At 75.6% G+C, this 26,256-nt stretch carries 23 protein-coding genes, 1 tRNA gene and 1 other RNA gene; 9 read left to right on the forward strand and 16 right to left on the reverse strand.

Annotation, left to right across the window (positions count from 1 at the left end; genetic code table 11):
- Positions 1 to 111: 111 nt before the first annotated feature.
- The 5 genes from BJZ21_RS18740 to ffs form a co-directional block, all read right to left on the reverse strand.
- Positions 112 to 741 carry a DUF5063 domain-containing protein gene (locus BJZ21_RS18740; RefSeq protein ID WP_179665146.1) on the reverse strand — a complete coding sequence of 210 codons (630 nt, stop codon included), beginning with the start codon at positions 739 to 741 and terminating at the stop codon, positions 112 to 114.
- On the reverse strand, positions 738 to 1,334 hold the full coding sequence (gene recR / locus BJZ21_RS18745; protein WP_179665147.1) for a recombination mediator RecR: 597 nt from the start codon (positions 1,332 to 1,334) through the stop codon (positions 738 to 740). Before recR ends, BJZ21_RS18740 begins: the two co-directional genes overlap by 4 nt.
- Positions 1,335 to 1,351: 17 nt before the next feature.
- On the reverse strand, positions 1,352 to 1,726 hold the full coding sequence (locus BJZ21_RS18750; RefSeq protein WP_179665148.1) for a YbaB/EbfC family nucleoid-associated protein: 375 nt from the start codon (positions 1,724 to 1,726) through the stop codon (positions 1,352 to 1,354).
- 43 nt (positions 1,727 to 1,769) lie between these two features.
- A complete protein-coding gene (locus BJZ21_RS18755) occupies positions 1,770 to 4,103 on the reverse strand; it encodes a DNA polymerase III subunit gamma and tau (protein WP_179665149.1) in 2,334 nt (777 codons plus the stop codon).
- Positions 4,104 to 4,215: 112 nt separating this feature from the next.
- Positions 4,216 to 4,306: signal recognition particle sRNA small type (gene ffs / locus BJZ21_RS18760), an RNA gene on the reverse strand.
- A gap of 107 nt (positions 4,307 to 4,413) precedes the next feature.
- Here ffs and BJZ21_RS18765 point away from each other — a divergent pair.
- The 4 genes from BJZ21_RS18765 to BJZ21_RS18780 all read left to right on the forward strand — a co-directional run bounded on the left by BJZ21_RS18765 (position 4,414) and on the right by BJZ21_RS18780 (position 6,832).
- Positions 4,414 to 4,502, forward strand: a tRNA-Ser gene (locus BJZ21_RS18765).
- Between the two features lie 269 nt (positions 4,503 to 4,771).
- Positions 4,772 to 5,281, forward strand: coding sequence for a hypothetical protein (locus BJZ21_RS18770; protein WP_179665150.1), 510 nt, complete (start codon positions 4,772 to 4,774; stop codon positions 5,279 to 5,281).
- A 50-nt stretch (positions 5,282 to 5,331) separates the two neighbouring features.
- Positions 5,332 to 6,084 carry a TSUP family transporter gene (locus tag BJZ21_RS18775; protein WP_179665151.1) on the forward strand — a complete coding sequence of 251 codons (753 nt, stop codon included), beginning with the start codon at positions 5,332 to 5,334 and terminating at the stop codon, positions 6,082 to 6,084.
- Between the two features lie 25 nt (positions 6,085 to 6,109).
- Positions 6,110 to 6,832 carry an MOSC domain-containing protein gene (locus tag BJZ21_RS18780; RefSeq protein WP_179665152.1) on the forward strand — a complete coding sequence of 241 codons (723 nt, stop codon included), beginning with the start codon at positions 6,110 to 6,112 and terminating at the stop codon, positions 6,830 to 6,832.
- Between the two features lie 13 nt (positions 6,833 to 6,845).
- Here BJZ21_RS18780 and BJZ21_RS18785 read toward each other — a convergent pair whose 3' ends face one another.
- From BJZ21_RS18785 to BJZ21_RS18820, 8 genes are all read right to left on the reverse strand, one after another.
- Positions 6,846 to 8,153 carry a S8 family serine peptidase gene (locus BJZ21_RS18785; protein ID WP_179665153.1) on the reverse strand — a complete coding sequence of 436 codons (1,308 nt, stop codon included), beginning with the start codon at positions 8,151 to 8,153 and terminating at the stop codon, positions 6,846 to 6,848.
- A complete protein-coding gene (locus BJZ21_RS18790) occupies positions 8,144 to 9,604 on the reverse strand; it encodes a type VII secretion protein EccB (RefSeq protein ID WP_179665154.1) in 1,461 nt (486 codons plus the stop codon). The genes BJZ21_RS18785 and BJZ21_RS18790 overlap by 10 nt, the downstream gene beginning before the upstream one ends.
- Before the next feature lie 6 nt (positions 9,605 to 9,610).
- A complete protein-coding gene (gene eccD / locus BJZ21_RS18795; protein ID WP_179665155.1) occupies positions 9,611 to 10,963 on the reverse strand; it encodes a type VII secretion integral membrane protein EccD in 1,353 nt (450 codons plus the stop codon).
- A 134-nt stretch (positions 10,964 to 11,097) separates the two neighbouring features.
- A complete protein-coding gene (locus BJZ21_RS18800) occupies positions 11,098 to 12,534 on the reverse strand; it encodes a hypothetical protein (protein ID WP_179665156.1) in 1,437 nt (478 codons plus the stop codon).
- Positions 12,531 to 12,980 carry a hypothetical protein gene (locus tag BJZ21_RS18805; RefSeq protein WP_179665157.1) on the reverse strand — a complete coding sequence of 150 codons (450 nt, stop codon included), beginning with the start codon at positions 12,978 to 12,980 and terminating at the stop codon, positions 12,531 to 12,533. Before BJZ21_RS18805 ends, BJZ21_RS18800 begins: the two co-directional genes overlap by 4 nt.
- Before the next feature lie 116 nt (positions 12,981 to 13,096).
- Positions 13,097 to 13,399, reverse strand: coding sequence for a WXG100 family type VII secretion target (locus BJZ21_RS18810; RefSeq protein ID WP_179665158.1), 303 nt, complete (start codon positions 13,397 to 13,399; stop codon positions 13,097 to 13,099).
- 26 nt (positions 13,400 to 13,425) lie between these two features.
- Complete coding sequence (locus tag BJZ21_RS18815) at positions 13,426 to 13,749, reverse strand: WXG100 family type VII secretion target (protein WP_179665159.1); 324 nt, start codon at positions 13,747 to 13,749, stop codon at positions 13,426 to 13,428.
- Positions 13,750 to 13,862: 113 nt separating this feature from the next.
- On the reverse strand, positions 13,863 to 15,263 hold the full coding sequence (locus BJZ21_RS18820; protein WP_179665160.1) for an EsaB/YukD family protein: 1,401 nt from the start codon (positions 15,261 to 15,263) through the stop codon (positions 13,863 to 13,865).
- A gap of 168 nt (positions 15,264 to 15,431) precedes the next feature.
- Between BJZ21_RS18820 and BJZ21_RS18825 the strand changes: the two genes are divergently transcribed.
- From BJZ21_RS18825 to BJZ21_RS18840, 4 genes are all read left to right on the forward strand, one after another.
- The gene (locus tag BJZ21_RS18825) at positions 15,432 to 16,115 is read left to right on the forward strand and encodes a hypothetical protein (RefSeq protein WP_179665161.1); all 684 of its coding nucleotides are present in this window, start codon (positions 15,432 to 15,434) and stop codon (positions 16,113 to 16,115) included.
- A 134-nt stretch (positions 16,116 to 16,249) separates the two neighbouring features.
- Positions 16,250 to 20,230, forward strand: a complete 3,981-nt coding sequence (eccCa, locus tag BJZ21_RS18830; RefSeq protein WP_343052224.1) for a type VII secretion protein EccCa — start codon at positions 16,250 to 16,252, stop codon at positions 20,228 to 20,230.
- Positions 20,231 to 20,284: 54 nt separating this feature from the next.
- Positions 20,285 to 20,581: a type II toxin-antitoxin system VapB family antitoxin gene (locus BJZ21_RS18835; protein ID WP_179665162.1), complete on the forward strand. Its 297-nt coding sequence runs from the start codon at positions 20,285 to 20,287 to the stop codon at positions 20,579 to 20,581.
- On the forward strand, positions 20,581 to 21,090 hold the full coding sequence (locus BJZ21_RS18840; protein WP_179665163.1) for a LytR C-terminal domain-containing protein: 510 nt from the start codon (positions 20,581 to 20,583) through the stop codon (positions 21,088 to 21,090). The genes BJZ21_RS18835 and BJZ21_RS18840 overlap by 1 nt, the downstream gene beginning before the upstream one ends.
- Positions 21,091 to 21,114: 24 nt before the next feature.
- Here the strand turns inward: BJZ21_RS18840 and BJZ21_RS18845 are convergent, their stop codons facing one another.
- The gene (locus BJZ21_RS18845; protein WP_179665164.1) at positions 21,115 to 22,605 is read right to left on the reverse strand and encodes a potassium/proton antiporter; all 1,491 of its coding nucleotides are present in this window, start codon (positions 22,603 to 22,605) and stop codon (positions 21,115 to 21,117) included.
- Between the two features lie 115 nt (positions 22,606 to 22,720).
- Here BJZ21_RS18845 and BJZ21_RS18850 point away from each other — a divergent pair, with 115 nt between their 5' ends.
- Positions 22,721 to 23,920 (forward strand): aminotransferase class I/II-fold pyridoxal phosphate-dependent enzyme, encoded by a 1,200-nt coding sequence (locus BJZ21_RS18850; protein WP_179665165.1) that lies wholly within the window; start codon positions 22,721 to 22,723, stop codon positions 23,918 to 23,920.
- A gap of 76 nt (positions 23,921 to 23,996) precedes the next feature.
- On the opposite strand, the gene BJZ21_RS18855 is transcribed toward BJZ21_RS18850, so the two are convergent.
- A complete protein-coding gene (locus tag BJZ21_RS18855) occupies positions 23,997 to 25,379 on the reverse strand; it encodes a VWA domain-containing protein (protein WP_179665166.1) in 1,383 nt (460 codons plus the stop codon).
- A complete protein-coding gene (locus tag BJZ21_RS18860; RefSeq protein WP_179665167.1) occupies positions 25,376 to 26,239 on the reverse strand; it encodes an AAA family ATPase in 864 nt (287 codons plus the stop codon). Before BJZ21_RS18860 ends, BJZ21_RS18855 begins: the two co-directional genes overlap by 4 nt.
- Positions 26,240 to 26,256: the final 17 nt, after the last annotated feature.

Below are 26,256 nucleotides of genomic sequence, written 5' to 3' on the forward strand. Positions count from 1 at the left end.
GGTCGTTCGGCGGTCCCGGCCGCCCGCCCGGCCTGGCTGCCGGACCACGCCGCGCTGCGCCGCGACCGGTGGCAGAGTCTACCGGGACGTCCGCGTGCCGGGACGCACGTCTCAGGGGCGGTCGGTCGACTCGCCCCCGAGCATCTGGTCCGCGGCCGCGACCTGCTCGTCCTCGCCCTCGAACTCGGCGTCCAGCCGGTCGTGGGCGACCACCGACAGCAGCGCGTTCAGCACCGCCCCCGCCAGGTTGCCCCAGGACGAGACGTAGGAGAACTGCCACCACCACAGCGCCTCGCGCACGTTGCCGCGGCGGTAGTGGCGCAGGCCGTTCTCCAGGTCCCCCGCGACGCTGGTCAGGTCGTCGGAGAGCGTGCTCTCGACGACCTCCGGCACGTAGGGGTCGAAGACGAAGCTGTAGGCGTCCACCCCGTCCAGGATCGCGGCCAGCCGGAGCCGGAGCCGGTCGAGGTCGGCCTCGGGGCCGACGTCGGGCTGGTACTCCGCGGGCGGCACGAAGTCCTGCTGGGCGCCGAGCCGCGCGCCGGCGAGCAGCACCTGGCTGATCTCGAGCAGCAGCAGCGAGACCGCGCTGCCGCCCTCCGCCTCGCGGGCCACCGCGCGCAGCGCGAGCAGGAAGCTCTCGACCTGGTCGGCGATCTGCTGGGCGAAGTCCTCGGTCTGGCCGTCGAGGCCCGAGGCGCGCACCACACCCGGCTCCGCTGAAACAGCTGGCTCCGTCATTCCGCGCTCCGCCTTCCCGCGAACGCCCTGCCCAGGGTGACCTCGTCGGCGTACTCGAGGTCACCGCCTACCGGCAGTCCACTCGCCAGACGCGTGACGCGCAACCCCAACGGCTTGAGCATCCGGGTGAGGTACGTCGCGGTCGCCTCGCCCTCGAGGTTCGGGTCGGTCGCGAGGATGACCTCGGTGAGGGTGCCGTCGGCCAGCCGGGTCATCAGCTCCCGGATGCGCAGCTGGTCGGGGCCGATGCCGTCGATCGGGGAGATCGCGCCGCCGAGGACGTGGTAGCGGCCGCGGTACTCGCGGGTGCGCTCGATCGCGACGACGTCCTTGTACTCCTCCACGACGCACAGCACCGAGGGGTCGCGCCGCGGGTCACGGCAGATGCGGCACTGCTCCTCCTCGGAGACGTTGAAGCAGATGCTGCAGAACTTGACCCGGGCCTTGACCTCGATCAGCACGTCGGCGAGCCGGCGCACGTCGGTGGGGTCGGCCTGGAGCAGGTGGAACGCGATGCGCTGCGCGCTCTTCGGGCCCACCCCGGGGAGCCGGCCGAGCTCGTCGATGAGGTCCTGGACGACGCCTTCGTACACGGAGCTGTTGCCTCGCCCTAGAAGCCGAGCTGGCCGCCGCCGGGCGCCCCGGGCAGGCCGCCGCCGGCCAGCGGCCCGAGGGTCTCGCTGGCGAGCGCGTCGGCCTGGGCCTTGGCGTCGCGGTAGGCGGCCACGATCATGTCGCCGAGGTCGGCGAGGTCGTCAGGGTCGGCGGCGTCGAAGCCGCCGGCGCTGATCCGGACGCCGACCAGCTCGCCTACGCCGTTGACCTCCACGGTCACGGCGCCGCCGGAGACGGTGCCCTCCACGGTGGTCTCGGACAGGCGGGCCTGGGCGCTCTGCAGCTGCTCCTGCATCTGCTGGGCCTGCTGGAGCAGCGCGTTCATGTCGAAGCCACCGCCGCCCAGGGCGTCGAAGGGGTTCTGGCTCATGGTGGGGATCACCTCTCGGTCGGGCCGTGGGACGGCGCGGGGGTCACTGGTGGCGGGTCTCGTCGATGACCTGCGCGCCGAGCTCGCGACGCAGCAGCTCGGCGGAGTCGAGGCCCTGGTGCTCGGCGTCGAGGTCGTCGGGGCGCGCCTCGGCGTCGGCGGCGGCCAGGTCCTCCGCCCGGGGGTCGGCGGTGGCGCCGCCGCCGAGACGGGTCTGCTGGATCGCCCCGCGGGCGGCGGCGATGGCGCCGGGGTCGGTGCGGCGCGGGGACGCGCCGCCGGGCTCGGCAGCGCCGGCCGGGGCCGGCTCGGCCGCCGGCTCCGCCGGCGGGCCGGCTGCCGGCGCGTCGCTCGCCCAGCTGGGCGGGCCGGCCGGCTCGGAGCGAGCGCTCGCAGGCGCCTCGGGCGCCCCTGCCTCGGGCGCCCACGCCTCGGGTGCCTGCGCGGGCGGGGCGGCCGGCGATGGGTCGGGGGGTGCGGCGGGGGGCGACTCCGGCGGGACGGCCGGGCGCGTGACCACGTCGCCGACGTGGGCGCCCGGGTCGACGATCGTCTCGATCCGCCAGTCGGCGCCGACCACGTCGATGGCCGCCTGCCGGACGATCTCGGCGCTGCCGCCGTTGTCGAAGGAGTCCCGGGCCCCGGTGTTGCTGAAGCCCAGCGTGAGGGTGCGGTTGTCGACGGCGACGACCTGGGCGTTCTGGGTCAGGTGGATCCAGGTGACCCGGCGCCGCAGCTTGGTGGCCTCCACGATGTCGGGCCACAGCCGGCGCACCTCGACCAGGCTCAGGCCGCCGCCGGCGGCCGGAGCCCCGGAAGCGGGCGGCTCGGAGGTCGCAGGGGCCGGCGCCGCCGGGACGGCGGCGGGCTCGGCGGCCGTCGGGGCCGGCGCCGCCGGGACGGCGGTCTGCTCGGGGGGCGCCGGGGCCGGCGCGGCGGTCGTCGGGGCCGGCGCTACCTCGGGGGTCGGCGCGGTGTGGGGGGCCGGCGCCGCGGGCTCGGACACCGACTGCTGCGGCGCCGGGGCTGCCGGAGCTGCCGGAGCTGCCGGGGGCGCCGGAGCGGGAGGAGCGGGCGTCGGGCGGGCCGGCACGGCGGCCTGCGGCGTCGGCGCGACCACGTCGCTGCGCACCGTCACCGAGGCCGGCCGGTCCTGGGCCGGCGGCAGGGGCGGCGCCGACGGCGCAGCCTGCGCGGAGGGGGTGCCGCTGATCGAGACCCGCCTCTCCAGCCGCTCGAGGCGCGCCATCAGGCCGTCGGTGCCGTGGTCGGCGCCCGGCAGCAGCACCCGCGCGCAGATCAGCTCGAGCAGCAGCCGCGGCGCGGTCGCCCCGCGCATCTCGGTGAGCCCGGTCGCGATCAGGTCCGCGGCCCGGCTGAGCTCGGCCGACCCGAAGCGGGCCGCCTGGGCGACCAGCCGCTCACCCTGGTCCTCGGAGACGTCGATCAACCCGGTGGCGGGCGCGTCGGGCACCGCGGCGACGATCACCAGGTCGCGCAGCCGGCGCAGCAGGTCCTCGGTGAACCGGCGCGGGTCCTGGCCGGTCTCCACGACCTTGTCGACGACCCGGAACACCGCGGCGCCGTCGCCGGCGGCGAACGCGTCCACGACCTCGTCGAGCAGCGTGTCGGGGGTGTAGCCGAGCAGCCCGGTGGCCAGCGCGTGGGTCACGCCGTCCGGCCCGGCACCGCCGAGGAGCTGGTCGAGCACCGAGAGCGTGTCGCGTGCGGACCCGGCGCCGGCGCGCACCACCAGCGGCAGCGCGGCGGGCTCGATCGCCACCCCCTCCTTCTGGCACAGCTCGCCGAGGTAGGACGTGAGCAGTCGCGGCGGGATCAGCCGGAAGGGGTAGTGGTGGGTGCGCGAGCGGATCGTCGGCAGCACCTTGTCGGGCTCGGTCGTCGCGAAGATGAACCGCAGGTGCGGCGGCGGCTCCTCCACCAGCTTCAGCAGGGCGTTGAAGCCCTGCGTGGTGACCATGTGGGCCTCGTCGATGATGTAGACCTTGTAGCGGCTCCGCACCGGCGCGAAGAACGCCTTCTCCCGCAGGTCCCGCGCATCGTCGACGCCGCCGTGCGACGCCGCGTCGATCTCGATGACGTCGATCGAGCCGGGCCCGCCGCGAGCGAGGTCGCGGCAGCTGTCGCACTCCCCGCAGGGGTCGGCGACCGGCGCCTGGTCGCAGTTCAGCGCCCGGGCCAGGATGCGCGCCGACGTGGTCTTGCCACAGCCGCGCGGGCCGGAGAAGAGGTAGGCGTGGTTCACCCGGTTGTTGGCCAGCGCCGCGCGCAACGGCTCGGTGACGTGGTCCTGCCCGATGACCTCCCGGAAGGTCTCGGGCCGGTACCGGCGGTACAACGCGAGGGGTGACTCCACGCAAGAACCCTAACCACCGCCACCGACGGCCGGTAGGCGGGCGGCGGAGCCGCTGTGCACGGCCGGCGGAGGGCTCTCGGGACGAGTCCCGGCGGCAGGCGTCGGGGCATGAAAAGGCCCCCCGCGCACCCGACAGAGCTCGCCTACCCTTGCTGCCTTCCGGCCCTGGGGGAGTTCGGCAAGATGCCGCCACACGGGGGGTTGGCCAGAAGTGTAGGGGAGGCCCCTCGACCCGACCAAGACGGCCGACCACCGGCCCCTCCGACGGGGGATTTCGTCCCCGGCGAGGACGACCGGTACTCTCCTCCGCGGAGGATTCGCCTAGTGGCCTATGGCGCTCGCTTGGAAAGCGGGTTGGGTTAATAGCCCTCAGGGGTTCGAATCCCCTATCCTCCGCCACTGACAGGCCCACGGCCTGCGAGAACGCCGACCATCGCCCGCCCCGGGCGGGTCGGCGTTCGTGGTCTCCCGGGCCGGCCAGCAGCGGTGGGGGCGCTGCGGGACCTTGGCCCCTGACCGTGCGGCCGAGTCGCGACGGAGGCTGGCGGTGTCCCGCAGACGGGGCGCCACAGCCGGGTTCACCGGCGTGGCTCGAGCCGGAGCACGGGGAGGCGTCCATGCGCCTGAGCACCGCAGGTCCCAGGGCGGCGGCACGGGCAGGGGCCGTCGTGACGGCGCTCGCCTCCGTGGCCGTGCTCGCGGGGACCGCCCAGGCCGACTCGGCGTCGTTCACGGACCGCCACGGCGACATCCGCAGCGGCAACGACATCCTGCGGGTTCGCGTCGTCAACGGAGCCGACGGCGGCGCGCGGCTGAACCTGGTGGCCCGGCTCCGCGACCTCGGCTCGACGGACCGGGTGGACTTCTGGATCGACACGGACCCGCACGACCGCGGGCCCGAGTACCGAGCCAGCGGCGTCTCGGAGTCCGACTTCATGGAGCTCCGGGCCGTAGACGGGTGGGGGACGCAGGGCACCGCAGTGGCCTGCCGCGGTTTCGACATCGGCATGAACGGCGGCGACCCCAGCGAGCGGGCCCGCTTCACCATTCCCCGGCGGTGCCTGGGCGGTCCGGGCCCGGTGCGGGTCTCGGTGCACAGCCGCCGGGTGACCGACAACGGCGCCCAGAACGACTGGGCGCCCGCCCGGCACGCGTGGTATCCGTGGGTGGCCCGCTGAGCGGGCCCGGCAGCACCGGCGCGGGGGGCCGCCTGCCCTAGGGTGGCGGGGTGCTCGAGGCGCTCGTGGTCCTGGCGGTCTTCGTCGGTGCGCTCACCCGGGCCACCTTCGGCTTCGGCGAGGCGGTGGTGAGCATGCCGCTGCTGGCCCTGCTGCCGGTCAGCCTGCACACGTCCGCATCGCTCATCGGGCTGGCCGGCCTGACGGTGGCGCTGCTCAGCGTGGCCAGCCGCTCCGGGGAGGTCGACCGGCACGCCTTCCTCCGGCTCTGCGTCGGCACCGTGCTCGGGATCCCCTGGGGCATCGCGCTGCTGCTGCTCGTGCCGCAGCCCGTGACCAGCACGGTCCTCGGCTGCTCGCTGGTGCTCTACGCCGCCTGGTCGCTGCGCCCCGCGACCCTCGCCGCGGTGCCCTCGCGGGCCCTCGCACCCGGGTGGGCCTACCCCACCGGCCTGCTCGCGGGGGCGCTCGGCAGCGCGTACAACTTCAACGGCGTGCCGGTCGTGGTCTTCGGCACCCTGCGCCGCTGGCCGCCGGCCCGGTTCCGGGGCACGCTGCAGGCGCACTTCCTCTTCTCCGGGGTCCTCGTCGTCGGCGGTCAGGCGCTGGGCGGCGCCTGGACGCCCGACCTGCCGCTGCTGTTCGCGCTGTCGCTGCCGGGCCTGGCCCTGGCGACCTGGCTCGGCCACCGGCTGCACGCGCGGATCCCGGCGCACCGGTTCGAGCGCTACGTCTTCCTGCTCGTGCTGGTCCTGGGCCTGGTCCTGACGCTGCGCGGCGCCACGTCGCTGGTCGCGGCCTGACCGGCCGCTCTGGCAGGATCCGGCCATGGCGTCCTCCACCGGCGGTGCCGCGCTCGGCCGGATCGAGAGCCTGCGCCGCTACCCCGTGAAGTCCCTGGCCGGCGAGCTGCTCGGCGACGTCGACGTCGACGAGCGCGGCGTCGCCGGCGACCGGATGTGGGCGGTGCGCGACGCCGACGGGAAGCTCGGCAGCGGCAAGTCCAGCCGACGGTTCCGCCGGATGGAGGGGCTGCTGCGGCTGCGGGCGACCTACGACGGGGATGTGCCGGTGGTGCGCTTCCCCGACGGCCGCGTGGTCCGGGGCGACGAGGAGACGGTCCATGACGCGCTCTCGTCGTACGTCGGCCGGCCGGTGACCCTGGCCCGCGAGGCCGAGGTGCCGCACCACGACGACGGGCCGCTGCACCTGGTCACGACCGCGAGCCTGCGCTGGGCCGAGCAGGTGCTGGGTGGCCCGGTCGACCCGCGCCGCCTGCGGCCCAACCTGGTCCTCGGGACCGGCGGCGACCAGCCGCGGGAGCAGCAGTGGCTGGGCCGGCGGGTCGCCGTCGGCGAGGAGCTGGTGCTCGAGGTGGTCCAGCCGATGCCCCGCTGCGTGATGGTGGACCTGGACCAGGACGGCCTGGCGGTCGCCGGCGGGCTGCTGAAGGCGCTCACCGAGCACAGCGACGGCTGCCTGGGCGTGCTCGCGAGCGTCGTGCGGCCGGGCCGGGTCCGCACCGGGGACGAGGCGCGCCTGCTCGGGTGAGCGGTCGCCCGGGCTACCGGTCCGACGGGTCCCGGCGTCCGGCCAGCACCGGCCGGGCCAGCAGGGCCAGCAGCAGCGCCCCGCCGCCGAGCAGCCCCCACCACACGGCGTGGTCGCGGGTGGCGGCCAGCACGTCGGCCTGCGGCTCGGGCGCCGTCGCGCGGCCGGGGCCGTCGTCGTCGGGCCGGGTGCCGGTGAGCTGGCCGTCCCGGTCGGCGTGCAGCGGCCGGGTGAGCGCCTCCACCGGTTGCACGACCCCGGCGCCCTCGAGCGGCGTCGGGTGCTGGGGCGAGCCGGTCGCGGTGCCGACCAGCCGGGCCACGGCCTGGGCGGGCGAGTCGTGGGGGTAGCGCGAGCGGAGCAGCGCCAGCACCCCGCTCACCTCGGCCGCTGCCCACGAGGTCGCGACCTCCTGCAGCACGCAGGTGCTGCCGTTGACCGCGACGCTCACGGCGTCGTACGTCGGCGCGGCGACATCGGTCTGTGAGTTCTCCAGCACGTAGGCGTGCAGGTCGACCTGGTCGCCGGCCACCCCGCCGGCGGTGGCGTTGACCGCGACCACCTTCGGGTAGCCGGCGGGGTAGACCAGCCCGGCGGCGTCCTCACCGGGGTGGAAGGTGCCGAGCGTGTCGGCGTTCAGCTGGCCCGGCTGCGGCCGGTTGCCGGAGGAGGCGACGACCACGACCCCGGCGTCCCAGGCGTCGCGCACCGCCCGGGCCAGCTGCGTGCTGTCCTTGACCGCGAGCGAGACGTTGGCGACCTTGATGTGCTCGTCGTGGGCGTGGCGGGCGACCCACTCCAGGCCGGCGGCGAGGGTCAGCGTGTCGGGGTGGGCGCCCTCGGTGCTGCCGCTGTCGTCGGAGGTGTCGTAGACCCGCACGTCCACGATCCCGGCGCCAGGCGCGACGCCGGTCACGCCGCCCGGGTCGCGGGGCCGGCCGGCGATCAGCCCGGCCACGGCCGTCCCGTGGTAGGAGGACAGGCCCTTCCCCGAGTCCGCGGGGTGCCGTGCGACGACCGGGACCAGGTCGGTGTCGGCGACTCCCGAGTCGAGCACGGCGACCGCGACCCGGGCGCCCGGCGCCCGGCCGGCGTCGTCGAGGAGGTGCTGGGCCGCGGGCACGTCCATCAGCTGCAGCGGCCGGCTGGCCATCCCGGTCTGCACGACCGGGCGGGAGTCGGGGTCCACGCTGTTGCACAGCACCGACTGCTGCTCGGCCCGGGCCGGGCCCGCGGGCAGCAGCGTCGCGGGCAGCAGGGTCGCCGGCACCAGCGCGCCCGCGGCGAGCAGCGCGCCGACCGCCGGGCGGCTCAGTCGCACGCGGAGTTCCCCTCGTGCCCGGGCGGACAGAGCGCGGCGGCCACCGACAGCGGGGTGCCGGCCTTGAGCAGCTCGACCCAGGAGTCGGGGACGACGGCCGGGGCGTGGCCGGCGTACCCGAGCCGGGCGGCGGCCTCGGACCCCTCGAGCGGGTAGGCGTAGCCCTTGGCGTCGACGACGAACGGCGAGCCGTCGGTGCCGGTCCAGTCACCGGAGAGCACGTAGGCGCCCCGGCCGGACGCCACCGAGACGGTCCGGTCGGCCCGGCCGGCCGCGTCGGGCGAGGCGTCGCCGGTCGGGTCGGTGGCCAGGGTGACGCGAGGCGCCGCATCGGGCGAGGAGTGCAGCACCGCGCACTCGTCGCCGAGCTCCGGGTCCAGCGTCGCGGCCGGCCAGTGGGTCGCATCGCCGATCGGCTGCTCGTGCCGCAGCCGCGGGAGCTGCTCGAGCTCCCAGTCGACCGGGCCGCGGCCGGGCCGCGAACCGCCCGAGGCGTCCTGCAGGAGGCCACCGGGGGTCGTGCTGTGCCGGTAGACGGCGAGCGCGAAGTCGTCGAGCTCGCGCATCCGCGTGCCGGTCAGCAGCAGCGACTCGTCGCCCACCGTGACCACGTCCCCCACCCGGGCCTGGGGCGGCAGCCCGAGCGCGGGGTCCTCCCGGTGCGGGACCGGCTCGCCGAAGCCGTGGAGGCCGAAGGACTTCCAGTCCAGGTCGGCGCCGGCCGGGAACAGGGCCAGCCACTCCTCGGGGACCTCGGCGGCGGAGCCGAGCGGGCCCAGGCCGAGCTCGTCGAGCATGTTGTCGGGGTCGCCGGCGTCCTGGCCCGAGGGCACCGCGTAGCGGTAGGCGCCCGGCTCGCCGTCCTTCCCGGTGCCCTGCGCCACGACGTACGAGACACCCTTGCTCTGGACCACGAACCCGGCGTCGGGGACCGCCCGGACGTGGTCCTCCCCCGGCACCGCGACGCTGAGGCCACCACCGTCGCGGGTGCAGGCGGTCCAGCCCGAGTCGACGAGCAGCGACGAGGTGGGCAGCGTCGCGGGCGCCCCCAGGATGCCGATGTCGTCGCCGATCGTCTGGTCGTCGATGGTGGCCTGGGAGACGATCGTCGGCGTCGCCCCGTCCTGCAGGATCAGCCGCGCCGAGGTGATGTTGATGACCGGGCGCAGCACCGGGTGGTCGCTCTCCTTGAGGATGACGTAGGCCGCGCCGGTCTCCTTGGAGACCACCAGCCCCGGCTTCCTCCAGTCGTCGGGATCGCGCGGCGCGAACACGCCGGCGACCGCGGCCCCGGCGACCAGCAGCACGGCCAGCGCCAGGCCGCCGACCAGGGTGCGGCCCGGCCGGGCGGGCTCCACCTCGCGGCCCCCGGGGGCGCCGGAGACGAACGCGGTGACCAGTCGCCGCCGGTTGAAGTGGTAGGCCTCGACGAGGTCCCGTTTGGTCGCCACGCCGGGTCAGCCCCGGATCGCCGCGAAGACGCCGACGGCGACCACCAGCAGCGGTAGCAGCGCGACCAGTGCGACGGTCTCGGCGAGGTCGCCGTAGCGGCCCCGGCGCACCGAGGGCGTCGACGGGACCAGGGTCGCCGCCATCAGCACCGCCCCGGCGGCGGCCAGCAGGACCGCGGCGGTCGGCCGCCAGTCCGGATGCAGCCACAGCATCGAGACCGCCACCGACGCCAGCCCCAGGACCCCGGACCCCAGGCCGACGAGGACCTCCGGGCCGGTGCGGTACTGCCGGGTGCGCAGCATCACGACCAGGCAGCACAGCACGGCCAGCAGGGTGCCGGCCAGGCCGAGCGAGACCGCGAGCGGGGCGACCAGGACGAGCAGCAGCCCGACGGTCGCCGAGACCGCCACCAGGATCTCGTGCGCCACCCGGGCGTCCGCGCCCACCCGGGCGGGGTCGATCTCGGCGGGGTCGGAGGTGAGGTCGGCGGTGGCGTAGAACTGGTCCACCGTGGTGCCGGTGGCGCCCAGCGCCAGCCAGGGCAGCACGCTGCCGGCCAGCACCACCAGCACCAGCGCGGCGGTCAGCACCACAGCCGGGTCGAACGCGGCGGCCCGCATGACCAGACCGGTCGCGAGGAAGACCGCGCCGACCAACACCGGGGGGATCACGAGCGTGCGGCCCTCGGCGAGGCCGACCAGCGAGACCAGGCCCGCGAGCAGCGCCCCGGCGCCGGCGCAGGCCACCGGCAGCGCGAAGAACCGGCCGTCGGTGACCAGCATCAGGCCGGCCACCGCGGCGTACGCCGCACCCATCCACGCGAGCGCGACGGCCGCCTCCGCCTCGTGCTGGGCCCGGGAGAGCACGATCCCGCCGACCACGAGCGCGGCCGCCACGACGGCGGCGGCGACCCCGGCGAGCAGCGACCCGCGCTGGATCAGCAGCGCGACCGCCCCGAGCGCGAGCATCAGCGCCGCGGCGCCCAGGGCGGTACGCCGGCCGGCGGCCGGCTGCCAGGGCGCGAGGTCCCGCTCCACGACGTCGGTCATCGCCTCGACGACGTCGTCGTAGACCCGGGGCATGGGGTCGTCGACCCCGGCCGTGACCGTGAGCAGGCCGCCGTCCTCGACGCCCTGGATCACCAGGCCCGCGTCACCGGCCAGCCGGCGCCCCTCGGCGGTCACGAGGCGGTAGCCGCCGTACACCGTGGTCGGGTCCAGCAGGCCGACGCTGCGGGCCAGCTCGGGCACCAGCTCGGCCACCGGCACCGCACCCGGCAGCACCAGGTCGACGCGCCGGGTGCCCGAGGCGACGGTGACCCGGACCAGGCCGGACGTGCTGACGGGCGCCTGGCTCATCGTGTCTCCCCCAAGGTCCCCAAGACGTACCCCTGTTGTCGTGCGGCCCCGCCGCCCCGCGGCCTGCAGGGCGCGGCCGGGGCTCCGGCCGGACCGGGCAGCCGAGATGCTACCGCCCGCGCCGGCCGGCGGAGTCAGTCCAGGACCCCGGGGGCGGCACCCTCGTCCTCGACCCAGTCCTGCTCCTCGAGGAAGAAGTCCGGGTCCGACTTGCGGGGGTCCTTCCGGCTGCGGCCGCCGCCCGAGGCACCCGCGGCACCCCGGCCACCGGCACCCCGGGCACCCGCGGCGCCGCGGGTGCCGCTGCCGCGCGAGGAGGTGCTGCTGCCGCGCCGGGAGGTGCTGCTGCCCAGGCCGGTGCCCCGCCCGCCGGACGCCGAGGCACCGCGTGCCCCGGCCGTCGCCGCGCCGCGCCCGGAGGTGCCGACGGCCTCCTCCGGGACCGCCCCGCCGCGGCCGAGGGTCCCGGAGACCGCACTACGGGTGGTGGCGCCGATCGGGCGCGCCCCCGAGGAGGCGCTGGACCCGGCGACGCCGCTCGTGCCCCCCAGCGGCACGGCCGACGGCCCGCGCACGGCGCCGGAGATGCCCGTCAGGCCGCCCAGCGCGCCGCCGCCGATCACGCCGGCCAGGCCGCCCGCGGCCGAGCCGCCCAGGCCGCCGGCGGGAGCGCCCGCCGTGCTGCCGCCGATCGGCACGCCGGCCCCGGGGCCGGCCGGGCCGAGCCCGCCGATCGGGGTCCCACTCTGGGCGTCGCCCGTGGGGCCGGCCGGGACGTAGCCGTTGTCGGCGCCGGGACCGGACCCGTGCGGCTGGTGCGGCGGATACGTCGTGGGCGCGGTCGACGTGGTCGACGTCGTGGACGTGGACTGGCTGCCGCTCGTGCCGGTGCTGCTGGGCGCGGGCGCGGCGTGGGTGGTCGTCGTGGCGTACGGGTGGCCACCGCTGCCCGGGGTGTAGCCGCCGGTGCTGCTGCTGGGCGTGGGCGTGCTGCCGTTGCCACCGCCGTTTCGGCCGCCGTCGGCGGGCACCTGCGCGACGGGGTCCGGCTGACCGTGGACCTCCTGCATGGTCCGGGTGGAGCTCGCATAGACCACGTCCATCCGCTGGACCGCGGCGGCCGCCTTGGCCTCGCGATCGGCGTACTGGGCGTCGTAGGCGGCCTTGTCCGAGTCGTAGCGGTGCTGCTCGGCCACGTCGTCGGGGTGGTTGGAGCCGGGCGCGATGTCGGGCCGGCTGGGCTCCTGCAGCGGCGCATCGGCGAAGGACCTCATCAGGTCGTGGGCCGCCTGCAGCGCGACGTGCGCCGAGGAGAGGGCCGCGGCCGCCGCGCTCATCTGCACCGAGCGGTCCTGCACCCGGCCGGACACGGTCGTGAACGCCTCGGCCGCCCGGCGGCCGGTCTCGCCGATCTGGTCCTGGATGTTGGGCGCGGCCTGCTGCAGCGCGCTGGCCACCTCGCGCAGCAGGTTGGAGCACTGCGACCACTCCTCGTGGGCGTGGGCGACGAGGTGGGGCTGGGCGCCGGCGACGGCGGTCCGCAACCGCGCGACGTTGGGTCCCTCGGTCACGACGACGCACCTCCCTGGCCGCGGAGGACCTGGTTGCGCGCCTCGTGGTTGCGGGTGCTGGCGGTGTCCCGGCCGGCCAGCCCGGTCAGGATGTCGGAGGCCCGCTTGCGGTCGAGGTCGGCGGCGCTGCCCTCGTCGGCGTCCTGGATCAGGCTCTCGGCGCGGTCCAGCCCGACCCGGAACGCGTGCAGGTCGTCTAGCACGCCCTGCAGGGTGGCCCGGATGACCTCGTGGGCCTGGAGGTGGTTGGTGCCCAGCGCCGCCGCCGCACCGTTGCCGCCGAAGGCACCCGGCGGCACGTGCAGGTTCTTGAAGTTGTTGTGGTGGACGTTGCCCGCGTTCTGGTCGAGCGTCCGCTTGACGTGGTCGATGGCCGCCTGGTCGATCAGCAGCTCGACCTGATCCACCAGCTGGGCCACCCCCAGGAAGGGGTCGAATGAGGCCATGAGCGGGTACCTACCCCCGGGAAGTCAAGTGTGAAGTCAGGCGTGAAGTCAGGCGTGGAGGCGCGTGACGAGGAGCGACGACGGGGCCGGTCGGTGCCCGGCCCCGTCGGGGGGTGTCAGATGTCGAACGACGCCGCGCCGCGCTGGTCGGCGGCCTTGTACTCGGCGTTCGACTGCATGACGGTCTTGCTGGTCTCGTCCAGCAGGCCCTTCATCTCCTGGATCGCGTTGTCCCACTTGGCCTTGGCCGCCTGGTAGGCCTGCTGGGCGCTACCGCTCCAGTCGCTGCGCAGCGGGGCGAGCTCGTTCTCGAGCCGGTTGAGCCGGTCGTCGATGTCCTTGACCGTGCGGTACATGTCCTCGGCCGCGGTGTCGAGGCCGGCGTGGTTGACGCGAAGTCCGTCGAGGTTCATGTTCATCGTGATCTCCTGAGGTCCTGGTCGGGTCAGCCGCCGAGGCGACCGGCGGTCCGGCTGTAGTTGGCCGACTGGGCCTCATCGGTGTTCATGTTGTCCCGCTCGGTGGACTGCAGGGACGCCTCGAACTCGTTGAGGGCGTTGACGATCACGCCCTGCTTCTCGGTCCATGCCTGGTGGAGCGCGAAGAAGGCGGTGCCTCCGGCACCGGCCCACTTGCCTCGCAGGCCCGCGATCTGGCCGTCCAGACGCCGGCTCATGCCGTCGAAGTCGGTCTTGGCGTCCGCCACCATCCCGGCGGCACGGGAGAGGGTCTTCTCGCCCTGTCCCATCTCGGCTGCACTGTTCGACATGCCTGTTCCTTCCCCCGCGGCACATCGCCGCTCGAGATCCGTGTAGCTTGATCCGTCGATCCGGGCCCGGTCCCGCGCCTGGACAACGAGGCGTTTACCCCCGGCATCATGCCCTAAACGTCAAGATGGATCGACTCCCAGATACTGCGGAAAACCCCGCAGGCGACCAGCAGGGTCGCCACCGCGACGGCACCGCACAGCGCCTCGGTCACCTCGGCGCGCCGCGCCCACCAGGCCGAGCGCCAGCCCCGCCCGGTCGCCACGGCCACCAGCACGAGGCCGGCGGCGAGCAGCACGGCGAGCGCCAGCACGACGGTCGGCGTCCGCCCGGAGGCGGCCGGGGCCAGCGCGGCCACCAGCGCGGCCAGGCACGCCAGGCCCGCGAGCCGGAGCATCCGGCGAGCGGCGACGTGCCGGTAGCTGCGCGCCGCGAGCAGCAGCCCGCCGCCGCAGAGCAGCACCAGCAGCCGGGCCCCGATCCGGTCGATCGGCAGGGTCGCGGAGGCCAGCAGCAGCGGAGCGCTCAGCGCCGCGACCGCGAGCACCGCCACCGCGTAGGCGGTCATCAGCCGGGCGCCCCGCGCGGCCACGGCGGCGACGGCCGCCGGGGGCACCAGCGTGCGGACCCGCCGGGCGGGGGGACGCTCACGCGCGGACCAGGCGGTGACCGCCAGCCGGTCCAGGTCGAGCAGCAGCGGGTCGGGCACGTCGACGGCGTAGCCCGGGAGCAGCCGCGCGGCCAGCATCGCCGCCAGCAGCAGCACCGCCCAGGAGACCTGCGCCCCGAGGCCGAGCAGCGCGGCCCCCGTCGTCCACACGAACAGCACCGACCCGGTCGCGATCCACACCCGCAGCGGCTCCTCGTGATGGCGGCCGAGCGCCCGGCCCAGCGCCGCGACCACGGCCGCGGCCAGCGCGGAGACGCCCACGATCGTGGGCAGTCGCGCGGGGTGCGGGTCCCACGCGACCGCGAACGCCGCGGCCGCGCCGAAGGCCGGCGCCGCGACCACCCGGCGCCCGGCGAGCCGGCCGACCGGGGCGACCCCCAGGAGCGCCGCCAGCACGAGCAGGCCGACCGCGGCCCCGCGGGGGCCGGCCGGCGCCTGCGCGGCCGACCAGCCGGCCAGCAGCGCGGCCGCCGCGGCGAGGCAGCCCACCAGCCCGGCCGCCGGGACCGGTGCCGCGACGGTGGGCCGCGCCGCCGGGCCGGGCAGCGCCGCGCGCGGGTCCGGGGGGCCGACGACCGAGCCGGCCGAGCCGGGTACCCCGGGTGGGTCCGCGGGGTCCGCGGCGACCAGGAGGTCGCCGCTGCGCACGCCCGCCTCGGCGAGGGACCGGTCCGCGCGCAGGGGGGCGCCGAGCCGGGTGAACAGGCCCGGCCGGACCGGCAGTCCCGCCTGCCGGGCGTACTCGCCGGCGACGTCCGCCGTCGAGGCGCCGAGCGGGACGACCAGGTCGACCACGCCGGCCGGCCCGTGCACGCTCAGCGCGAGGCCCCCCGAACCTGCACCCACGCCGCCTCCCCGTCTCCGGCCCGTCTCCGGCCTGCCGCGCCGCGCCGGCGCTGCCGTCGCGCGCTCGGGCGCCCGTCGCCCGCCCGTGCAGGGTAGTCGCTCGGCGGCCGGTCGCCACGGGACGGCCGCGGCTCTAGGATCGAGCGGCCGCCGACGACAGGAGCACCGGTGACCACCACCTCTCGGGACCGTGCCGCACGCCGGCGCCCGGCACGCCTGGCGCGCCTGGCGGGGCCGGCCGCGCTGGCCACCCTGGCCGTGGCCGCCACGGTCGGGCTGGCCGGCTGCGCCGACGACGGCCGGGCCGATCCGGGCCCGTCCGCGTCCTCCGGCCCGACCGCGGGGTCCCCGACCGGCTCCGCCTCGGGCTCTCCCGACGCCTCCGCCGGCACCTCCGCCGGCACCTCCGCCGACAACTCCGCCGGCGCCTTCCCCGGCGTCGACCCCGCCGCCGGCCCGGCCATCGAGACCAGCTACTTCACCGCGCGGGCACCCAGGCACTTCAGGGTCAAGGTGATGGCCGAGGACTTCTCCATCTCGGTGAACGGGCCCGGCGCCGACATCGGGATCGGGATCGTGGCCCTCAACGGCCACCAGTACTCCCTCCGGGAGCTCGCCCGCTACCAGCGCAGCTCCGCCTACGGCCTGGAGCACGCGCCGCTCGGCAGGACCACGACGATGGGCGGCGAGCCGGCGTACCTCCTGCTCGCCAGCCGGCCCGGGCTCGTGGTCAGCGAGGCGGGACTCACCCACGACGGGCACATCGTGCACCTGACGGTGACCTCCTACGGGGAGAAGGCGGAGAACCTCCGGCTGCTGCGCTCGATCCTGGCCACCTGGCAGTGGAAGTAGCGCTCGGGCCGCGGCGCCGGCCCTGTGGAACGAGCCCGCGCCGGAGGGGCCGCGGGCCCCTATGATGCGGGCGTCCGGGTCGGTGACGGGGCCGGGGACGCCCGGGTGACACGCAGGATCGACAGGGGGACCTGGTGAGTACGACGCTTCGCGGGACCAGGCTCGACCCCCCGGAGATGCCGAGCGGCCAGCTCGTCCTCCAGCCGCCCCCGGAGATCGAGGCCAACGAGGGCGCCAGCGGGGTGCTGATGAACGCCATCCCGATGCTCGGCAGCCTCGGCTCCATCGTGCTGGTCGCCACGATGGGCAAGGACACCGGCGGCCGCAGCTACCTGGCCGCCGGCATGTTCCTCTTCGCGACCCTCGGCTTCATCGTGGTCCAGCTCGACCGGCAGCGGAAGCAGCGGGCCCAGCAGGTGACCGGCTCCCGCACCGAGTACCTCCGCTACCTCGCGAACGTCCGCGCCATGGCCCGGGACGCCGCCGACCAGCAGCGCCGGGCGCTGAGCTGGCACCATCCCGAGCCGGGCGCGCTGCCGGCGCTGGTCGAGGAGCGCTCGCGGGTGTGGGAGCACGGCGCGAGCGACCCCGGCTTCCTGCACGTGCGGTACGGCGTGTGCGCCCAGCCGCTCTCCCTGGACCTGGTGCCGCCGGAGTCCGCCCCGATCGACCAGGTCGACCCGGTGGCCGCCTCCGCGCTGCACCGGCTGCTGGTGGTGCACCGGCTCCAGCCGGACCTGCCGGCGTCGGTCGACCTGCGCGCCTTCGACCGGATCGAGGTCTGCGGCGCCGAGGGGCCGGCCCGGGCGCTGGCCCGGGCGATGATCTGCTCGGCGGCGACCTTCCACTCCCCCGAGCACCTCGCGATCGCGGTGCTGTGCACCGAGGAGACGCTGGCCCACTGGGACTGGGTCAAGTGGCTGCCGCACAGCCAGAGCACCCGCCAGTCCGACGCGGTCGGCCCGATGCGGCTGGTGTCGACCTCGCTGACCGACCTGGCCGCGCTGCTGCCCGCCGACCTCGCGGACCGGCCCCGGTTCGGCGCCGACGAGCGCCCCGCCACGCCGCACATCCTGCTGGTGACCGACGGGGCGGTGCTGCCGCCCGGCAACCACGTCGTCCCCCCGGACGGCCTGCACGGCGTCACCCTCCTGGACCTGCCGGTGCGCTGGGACGAGCTCGACGACCCCAGCCGGCTGCGGCTCGAGCTGGTCGGCGAGCCGACCCCCGACGGCCGGCACCCGGTCCGGGCCCTGCGGCTGCGCGAGGAGGAGATCGCCGCCCGCGTCGACCAGTGCGACCTGGCCACGGCGGAGGCGTGCGCCCGCCGGCTCACCCCGCTGCACACGGTGGCCGCCGGCCCCTCACCGGACACCTCCGGCGAGATCACCGGCCCGACGGACTTCCTGGAGCTGCTCGCGCTCGGCGACGTGCGCGGCTTCGACCCCACCGCGGCCTGGCGCCCGCGGCCGGCCCGCGACCGGCTGCGGGTCCCGATCGGGCTCGGTGAGGGCGGCGCGGTGGTCCACCTCGACATCAAGGAGTCCGCCCAGCAGGGCATGGGCCCGCACGGCCTGGTGATCGGCGCGACCGGGTCGGGCAAGTCGGAGTTCCTGCGCACGCTGGTGCTCGGGCTCGCGCTGACCCACTCCCCCGAGCAGCTGAACATGGTGCTGGTCGACTTCAAGGGCGGCGCGACCTTCGCGGGCATGTCCCGGATGCCGCACGTCTCGGCGGTGATCACCAACCTGGCCCAGGAGCTCACGCTCGTCGACCGCATGCAGGACGCGCTGTCCGGTGAGATGGTGCGCCGCCAGGAGCTGCTCCGCGAGGCCGGCAACTTCGCCTCCGTCCGCGACTACGAGAAGGCCCGGGCCGCCGGCGAGGACCTCGCCCCGCTGCCGTCGCTGTTCATCGTGGTCGACGAGTTCTCCGAGATGCTCTCGGCCAAGCCGGAGTTCATCGACCTGTTCGTCGCGATCGGGCGCCTGGGCCGGTCGCTGGGCCTGCACCTGCTGCTGGCCAGCCAGCGGCTGGAGGAGGGCCGGCTCCGGGGCCTCGAGTCCCATCTGTCCTACCGGATCGGGCTGCGCACGTTCAGCGCGGCCGAGTCGCGGTCTGTGCTGGGCGTCCCCGACGCCTACGAGCTGCCCGCGGTCCCCGGCCTGGGCTACCTCAAGCCGGACCCGTCGACGCTGCAGCGGTTCAAGGCGGGCTACGTCTCCGGGCCACCGACCAGCCGGGCCCGGGTACGCCGCGACGAGGGCGGCCACCTGCGGGGCATCCTGCCGTTCACGATCTCCGAGGTGCAGACCCTGGAGCTGCCCGAGACCGAGCCGGAGCCCGAGCCGGTGCGCGAGCCGGGCGAGCAGGAGTCGGTGCTCGACATCGCGGTCTCCCACATGGTCGGCCACGGCCCCGGCGCCCACCAGGTCTGGCTGGCGCCTCTCGACGTCCCCGACACGCTCGACGAGCTGATGGGCGACCTGACCGAGGACGCCCGGCTGGGCCTGGTCTCGCCGCAGTGGCGCCGGCTCGGCGGGCTCGTCGTACCGCTCGGCACCGTGGACCGGCCGCGCGAGCAGCGCCGCGACACGCTCACGGTCAACCTCGCCGGCGCCAGTGGGCACGTCGCGGTCGTCGGCGGCCCCCGCAGCGGCAAGAGCACGCTGCTGCGCACGGTGGTCGCGAGCATGTCGCTGACCACGACCCCGCTGGAGAGCCAGTTCTTCGTCCTCGACTTCGGTGGCGGCACGTTCGCGCCGCTGGCCGGACTGCCGCACGTCGCCGGCGTCGGCAGCCGCGCCGAGCCCGACGTGGTGCGCCGCATCGTCGCCGAGGTCACCGGCGTCGTGGACCGCCGCGAGGCCTACTTCCGCGCCCAGGGCATCGACTCGATCGAGACCTACCGCTCGCGGCGGGCCGCCGGCCGCGTCGACGACGGCTACGGCGACGTGTTCCTGGTGGTCGACGGGTGGAGCACGCTGCGCGCCGACTTCGACGACCTCGAGGTCGAGCTGCAGCAGCTGGCCACCCGGGGCCTGACCTTCGGGTTCCACGTCGTGGCGGCCTCGCCGCGCTGGGCGGACTTCCGCGCCGCGATGCGCGACCTGTTCGGCACCCGCCTGGAGCTGCGCCTGGGCGACCCGATGGACTCCGAGATCGACCGCAAGGTCGCGGCCCTGGTGCCGGCCGGCCGGCCGGGGCGGGGGCTGGTGCCCGGCAAGCTGCACTTCCTCGGCGCGCTCCCCCGCATCGACGGCGCCCCCGACGCCGACTCGCTCGGCGACGGGGTGGAGGACCTGGTCAAGCGGGTGGCGGCCGCGTGGACCGGACCGACCGGGCCGAAGCTGCGGCTGCTGCCGGAGCGGATCGACCTCGAGGAGGTGCGCCGGCGGGCCGCGCCGGCGGCGGGCGAGACCGGCCTGCTGCTGGGCATCAACGAGAAGGAGCTCGCCCCGGTCGCGCTCGATGTGGACACCGAGCCGCACCTGCTGGTCTTCGGGGACGGCCAGTCCGGCAAGAGCGCGGTGCTGCGGGCCTACGTCCGCGAGATCATGCGCACCCGCACCCCCAAGCAGGCGCAGATCGTGCTCGTGGACTACCGGCGCTCGCTGCTCGGCGAGGTGCCCGAGGAGTACCTCCTCAACTACCTCACCTCGGCCACCCAGGCGCAGCCGGCGCTGCAGGACCTCGCGAGCTACCTGCAGAACCGGATCCCGGGCCCCGACGTGACGCCCGAGCAGCTGCGCAACCGCTCCTGGTGGCAGGGCGCGGAGGTCTTCGTGGTCGTCGACGACTACGACCTGGTCGCCACCCAGCAGGCCTCGCCGGTCCAGTCGCTGCAGCCGCTGATGGCCCAGGCCCGCGACGTGGGCCTGCACGTCGTGGTGGCGCGGCGCTCCGGCGGCGCCTCCCGGGCGTTGTACGAGCCGGTGGTGCAGTCGATGCGCGACCTGGCGATGCCGGGGCTGCTGCTCTCCGGCAGTCCGGACGAGGGTCCGCTCCTCGGCAACCTCAAGCCGCTGCCCGCGCCTCCCGGCCGCGGCCGGCTGGTCTCGCGCGACCGCGGCGTCGAGGTCGTCCAGACGGCGTGGACCGCCCCCTCGCTCTGAGCGCCGGCGCCCGACCCGGCCCCCTCGACGCGCGGTCCTCGTTATAGTCGCGGCGTGATCTTCAAGCGGGTCGGCGAGGGACGCCCCTATCCCGACCACGGGCTGTCGTCGCGGGGGTGGGCCGCCGTGCCGCCCCGCCAGGTCCGGCTCGACGAGCTGGTCACCACCAAGGACACCCTCCAGCTGGCGGCGCTGCTGGACGAGGACTCCACCTTCTACGGCGACCTGTTCGCCCACGTGGTGGCGTGGCGCGGCGAGTACTACCTCGAGGACGGCCTGCACCGCGCCCTGCGCGCCGCCCTGCAGCAGCGCAACGTCCTGCACGCCCGCGTCCACGTGATGGAGGACTGATGCGCGCCGGGACCCGGACGGCCGCCACCATGGCCGTGCTCTGCCTCCTACTGCTCGGGGGTGCCGTCTGGGGCTGGTCGGCGCTCACCGCGCCGTTCCCCGGCAAGGCCGACGCCCCGATCTGTGAGAACACCGCGGTGAAGAAGGGCGCGAAGGTGTTCCCCACCCAGGTGGTGGTCAGCGTCTACAACGCCGGCGAGCGCGCGGGGCTGGCCGGGCGGACCATGACGATGCTGACCGACCGCGGGTTCCGGGAGGGCGAGAGCGGCAACGCGCCGCGCGGCGGCAAGAAGGTGCCGGTCGTGCAGGTGTGGACCACCCACCCCCACAACCCGGCCGTCCAGCTGGTCGCCCGCCAGCTCGGGCCGCGCCACTCGGTGGTCAAGCACAAGCCCCTGGGCGCCGGCGTGACCGTCGTGGTCGGCGACGGCTTCCGCGGGCTCGGCCACAAGACGAGGTTCGTCCGTGCCCGCGGGAACGCCGAGATCTGCTCGCCACCGGTCGAGTGACCCTCCCGATGCTCAGGCCAGCCCTCAGGTCAGCCACTGCGCGAGCCGGCCGCCCTCGCTGACCTGGCGCAACCGCGCCTCGGTCCGCTCCCGCAGCCTGCGCGGGGTCACGACCAGGAGGTCGTCGCCGTGGCGCAGCACCGTGCGCAGCTCGGGCACCAGCGTCTCCCCGTCGCGGATCACCATGCTCACCGAGGCGCCGCGCGGCAGCCGCAGCTCCCCGACCTCCACCCCGTGCATCCGCGAGGTGGACGGGATCGAGACCTGCAGCAGGTCGGCGGCGATCCGCTCCAGCGGCGCCGCCTCGAGCTCGAGCCCGCGCGGGTCGGCGCGCCGCGCCACCCCCAGCACCCGGGCCGCGGCCGGCAACGTCGGCCCGGTGAGCAACGTGTAGATCACCACCATCACGAACACCAGGTCGAAGAGCCGGCGTGACCCGTCGACCCCCTCCGCCAGCGGGATGGTCGTGAGCACGATCGGCACCGCACCGCGCAGCCCCGCCCACGACAGGAACGACACCTCGCGCCACGGCATCGGCTGCACCACCGAGCTGGCCAGCACCGACAGCGGCCGGGCCACGAACGTGAGCACCAGCCCGGCCAGCACCGCGAGCCCGACCGTCCCCAGGTCGATGCGGCCCGGGGAGAGCAGCAACCCGAGCATGACGAACAGCCCGATCTGGGCCAGCCACGCGACGCCCTCGGCGAACGAGCGGGTCGCCGCACGGTGGGGCAGCTCGGAGTTGCCGAGGACCAGGGCCGCGACGTACACCGCTGCGAACCCGGAGGCGTGCAGGTACGCGGCCGCGCCGTACGCCAGGAACGTCAAGGTGAGCACCGAGAGCGGGTAGAGCCCGGAGGACGGCAGCGCCGCCCGCCGCAGCGCCCAGGCCCCGCCGAGGCCGACCAGCAGGCCGACCACGAGGCCCGCGACCAGCTCGTAGCCGATGATGCCGGCGACGGCGAGTACGCCGTGGTCGGCGACCGCGCCCGTGGACACCAGCGTCACCAGCACCACGGTCGGTGCGTCGTTGAGGCCGGACTCCGCCTCCAGCGCGCCGATCAGCCGGCGGGGCAGCGGGACCACCCGGAGCACCGAGAAGACCGCGGCCGCGTCGGTCGGCGAGGTCACCGCGCCGAGCAGGACCGCCAGCTCCCACGGCAGGCCCAGCAGGAAGTGCCCGGCGACCGCGACCACCGCCACCGAGACCCCCACGCCCAGCGTGGCCAGGGACAGGCCCAGCTTCATCGACGGCCGGGCCTCGGCCCACCGGGTCGACAGGCCGCCCTCCGCGAGGATCACCACGAGCGCGGCGAAGCCCAGCGAGTGCGCGGCCTCGGCGTTCTCGAACTGGATGCCGAAGCCCGCCTCGCCGAGCGCGACGCCCATCAGCAGGTAGATCAGCAGGCTCGGCAACCCCGCGCGCGTGGACAACCGGACCGCGAGGATCGCCAACAGCGTGACCGCGGAGCCCACCAGCACGAACGTGTCGAGCTGGTGGACGTCGAACCTCACAAGTCACCTCGTGCCTCAACAGGGCGTCGGGTGCGCAGTCTATCGGGGGCGCCGGGCGCCCCGGCCCCGTCACCGGCCGGCCGGCGAGCGGGATGCCGCGGTTAGAGTCGGCGGGGTGACCGACCGCCTCACCGCCGCGACCCGGGCGAACGTGCCGCCGTTCCACGTCATGGACCTCCTCGCGGCGGCCGCCGAGCGGCAGCGCACCCACGGGGACGCGCTGAACCTGCTCGCGGGACAGCCCAGCACCGGCGCCCCGCGGCCGGTGCGGGAGCAGGCGGTGCGGCTGCTGCAGTCGGGGCAGCCGCTCGGCTACACGCCGGCCACCGGCATCCTCGAGCTGCGCGAGGCGATCGCCGCCCACCACAAGCGGACGCACGGCATCGACGTCGACCCCGACGAGGTGGTGGTGACCACCGGCTCGAGCGGCGGCTTCCTGCTCGCCTTCCTCGCCGCCTTCGAGCACGGCGACACCGTGGCGATGGCCCGGCCGGGCTACCCCTGCTACCGCAACGTGCTCGCCGCCCTCGGGTGCGAGGTCGTGGAGATCCCGACCGGGCCGGCGACCCGGTTCCAGCCGACCGTCGAGCAGCTCGCGGCGCTGCACGAGCAGCGGTCCCGGATCGGCCGGCCGCTGCGCGGGCTGGTGGTCGCGAGCCCGGCGAACCCGACCGGCACGATGCTGCTGCCCGAGGAGCTCGCGGCACTCGCCTCGTGGTGCGAGGACCACGGGGTCCAGCTGATCTCCGACGAGATCTACCACGGCATCGAGTACGCCCCGCTCGACGGCCACGCCCCGCTCGCCCGGAGCGCCTGGGAGACCAGCCGCTCGGCGGTGGTGTTCAGCTCGTTCTCCAAGTACTTCTCGATGACCGGCTGGCGGATCGGCTGGATGCTCGCGCCGGCCCACCTGCGCCGCGCGGTCGACGTGCTCACCGGCAACTTCACGATCTGCCCGCCGGTGCTCGCCCAGCACGCCTGCCTCGCGGCGTTCGACGAGGAGTCCTACGCCGAGCTCGACGGCCACGTGCGCAGGTACGCCGCGAACCGCGCGCTGCTCCTCGACGGCCTGCCCCGGCTGGGCATCACCCGGCTCGCCCCCGCCGACGGCGCGTTCTACGTCTACGCCGACGTCGGGCACCTCACCGACGACACCATGGCGTTCGCGCGCGAGCTGCTCGTCCGCACCGGCGTCGCGCTCGCCCCCGGCATCGACTTCGACACCGTGGACGGCGGCCGGTTCCTCCGGCTCAGCTTCGCCGGGCCGGGCGAGGAGATCGAGCGCGCGCTGGACCGGCTGTCCTCGGTCCTCTGAGCGACCGGACCGGATCCGCGGCGGTACGTCCGACGCCAGCCCTGGGGCCGGGCCGACCTTCTGCTCGGTCAAGGGGTCAGAGCACGTCGTGCACGACCTCGGCGAGCTGCGCCAGGTTGCGGCACTCGACCATCGGCACCACCTCGGCGTACTGCCGGGCGGCGGAGTCGCCGGTCCCCCAGTGCCGGGGGTGCTCGGGGTTGAGCCACCAGGCGTGCCGGGCGGTGCCCGCGAGCTCGCGCAGCACCGGCACGGCGAGGTCGCTGTAGTTGGAGCGGGCGTCACCGAGCACCAGCAGCGAGGACTTGGGGCCGAGCGCGTCGGGGAACCGCTGGGCGAACTCCGTGAACGCCCGGCCGTAGCTGGTGCGCCCGAAGCGGGAGGCGTGGGCGGTGCTGGCCGCGAGGTCGGCCATCACGTCGGCGACGTCGGCGCCCGGCCGCAGCCGGTCGGTGACCTCGTGGACGTCGTCGACGAACGTGAAGGCCCGCAGGTTCTGCATCTGCTCGCGCAGCGCGTAGACGAGCAGCAGCGTGAACTGGGCGAAGTTCGCGACCGAGCCGCTCACGTCGCAGAGCACCACGAGCTCGCTGCGGTGCGGGCGGCGGGGCCGGTGGTGCGTCACCAGTGGCACCCCGCCGGTGGAGACCGAGGCGCGCACGGTGCGGCGCACGTCGAGCGGGCCGCGGCGCCGGGCGTGCTGTTCTCGCGTGAGCCGGGTGGCCAGCCGCCGCGCGAGCGGATAGATCTCGCGACGCATCGCCTCGAGGTCGGTGCGGCGCGCGGCGAGGAAGTCCAGCCGGTCGATCGTCGGCCGGACCGCCACCCGGGCGACGTGGTCGGGTCCCTTCTCCGCCGCGATCCGGCGCTGGGCGTCGTCCTCCACCATCCGGGCGTACGACGCCAGGCGGCGGCCGGCGAGACCGGCCGCCTCCTCCTCGGCGATCCCCTGCGCGAGCAGCGCCGCCACGACCTGGTCGGCGAGCTCCTCGGGGGAGACCCGGCGCGTGGCCTGGTAGGCCGACCACGACGACAGCCCGGGGCCGCGGCCGGGCATCGCGCCGAACCGGCCCACCATCTGCGTGGCCAGCCGCTCGAGCGCCGGCTGGCCGCCGTCGGTGAGCGTGGCGCGCAGCTCGCCGCGGAACGCGGCCAGGTCGTCGGCGCCGTCGCGCGCGCCCCCCGGCTCCCCCGCGGGTTCCGCCGCCGCCTCGGCGCCCTCCCCGACCAGCCGGGGGAAGTAGACGTCGAAGAGCGCGTCGAAGGTGGGCCGCTGGGCCTGCCGCTTGACCAGCGTCGCGGCGTAGGCGTCGCGGAGGGTGACCCGGTCGTCCCACGGCAGCGCCCGCAGGGCCGCGACCGCGTCCAGCCCCTCGGCGAGCGAGACCGCCAGCCCGGCCTCACGCAACGCCCGGAGGAACGCGACGTGCCGGTCGACCAGCCCGGACCGCTCGGTCATCGCAGCCGCAGCTCCCGGACCGCGCGGTCCTGGTCCGAGGCGTGCTTGAGCACGACGCCGAGGGTGTCCGCGACCGCCTTCTCGTCCAGGTTCCGGATCTCCAGCGCGACCAGGGTGCGCGCCCAGTCGACCGACTCGGCGATCGAGGGCGCCTTCTTCAGCTCGAGCTCGCGCAGCCGGGCCACGGTGGCCACGACCTGCTCGGCGACGCGCCGCTCGAGGTCGGGCACCTGGCTGGTGACGATCTCGCGCTCGCGCTCGCCGTCGGGGTACCCCAGGTGCAGGTAGAGGCACCGGCGCTTGACCGCCTCGGACAGCTCGCGGGTCGCGTTCGAGGTGAGCACCACGAACGGACGGCGTACGGCGGTGACCGTCCCGAGCTCGGGGATCGTGACCTGGAAGTCGGCGAGCACCTCCAGCAGCAGCCCCTCGACCTCCACGTCGGTCTTGTCGACCTCGTCGACGAGCAGCACGGTCGGCTCCTCCCGCCGGATCGCGGTCAGCAGCGGCCGGGTGAGCAGGAACTCCTCGGAGAAGATGTCGTCGTGGGCGTCCGCCCAGCTCTGCTCGCCCGTGGCCTGGATGCGCAGCAGCTGCTTCTTGTAGTTCCACTCGTAGAGCGCCCGGGCCTCGTCGAGGCCCTCGTAGCACTGCAGCCGGACCAGCCCCGCGCCGGTCGCCCGGGCGACCGCCTTGGCCAGCTCGGTCTTGCCGACCCCGGCCGGGCCCTCCACCAGCAGCGGCTTGCCGAGCGCGCCGGCGAGGAACGAGGTGGTGGCGGTGGCGCCGTCGGCGAGGTAGCCGGCGGCGGCCAGACGCTCCGCGGCGTCGGCCGGCGAGGTGAACCAGGGAGCGGGCACGCCGCGAGCCTATGCCC

Source organism: Nocardioides panaciterrulae (assembly GCF_013409645.1).
GTDB lineage: Bacteria > Actinomycetota > Actinomycetes > Propionibacteriales > Nocardioidaceae > Nocardioides > Nocardioides panaciterrulae.

Bases quoted from the DNA above. Each gene is read 5' to 3' on its own strand.
- BJZ21_RS18840 (WP_179665163.1), top strand. From the start codon at position 20,581: ATGCGCGCCGGGACCCGGACGGCCGCCACCATGGCCGTGCTCTGCCTC.
- BJZ21_RS18750 (WP_179665148.1), bottom strand. From the start codon at position 1,726: ATGAGCCAGAACCCCTTCGACGCCCTGGGCGGCGGTGGCTTCGACATG.
- BJZ21_RS18815 (WP_179665159.1), bottom strand. From the start codon at position 13,749: ATGTCGAACAGTGCAGCCGAGATGGGACAGGGCGAGAAGACCCTCTCC.
- eccD (WP_179665155.1), bottom strand. From the start codon at position 10,963: ATGAGCCAGGCGCCCGTCAGCACGTCCGGCCTGGTCCGGGTCACCGTC.
- BJZ21_RS18740 (WP_179665146.1), bottom strand. From the start codon at position 741: ATGACGGAGCCAGCTGTTTCAGCGGAGCCGGGTGTGGTGCGCGCCTCG.
- BJZ21_RS18780 (WP_179665152.1), top strand. From the start codon at position 6,110: ATGGCGTCCTCCACCGGCGGTGCCGCGCTCGGCCGGATCGAGAGCCTG.
- BJZ21_RS18805 (WP_179665157.1), bottom strand. From the start codon at position 12,980: ATGGCCTCATTCGACCCCTTCCTGGGGGTGGCCCAGCTGGTGGATCAG.
- BJZ21_RS18855 (WP_179665166.1), bottom strand. From the start codon at position 25,379: ATGACCGAGCGGTCCGGGCTGGTCGACCGGCACGTCGCGTTCCTCCGG.
- BJZ21_RS18810 (WP_179665158.1), bottom strand. From the start codon at position 13,399: ATGAACATGAACCTCGACGGACTTCGCGTCAACCACGCCGGCCTCGAC.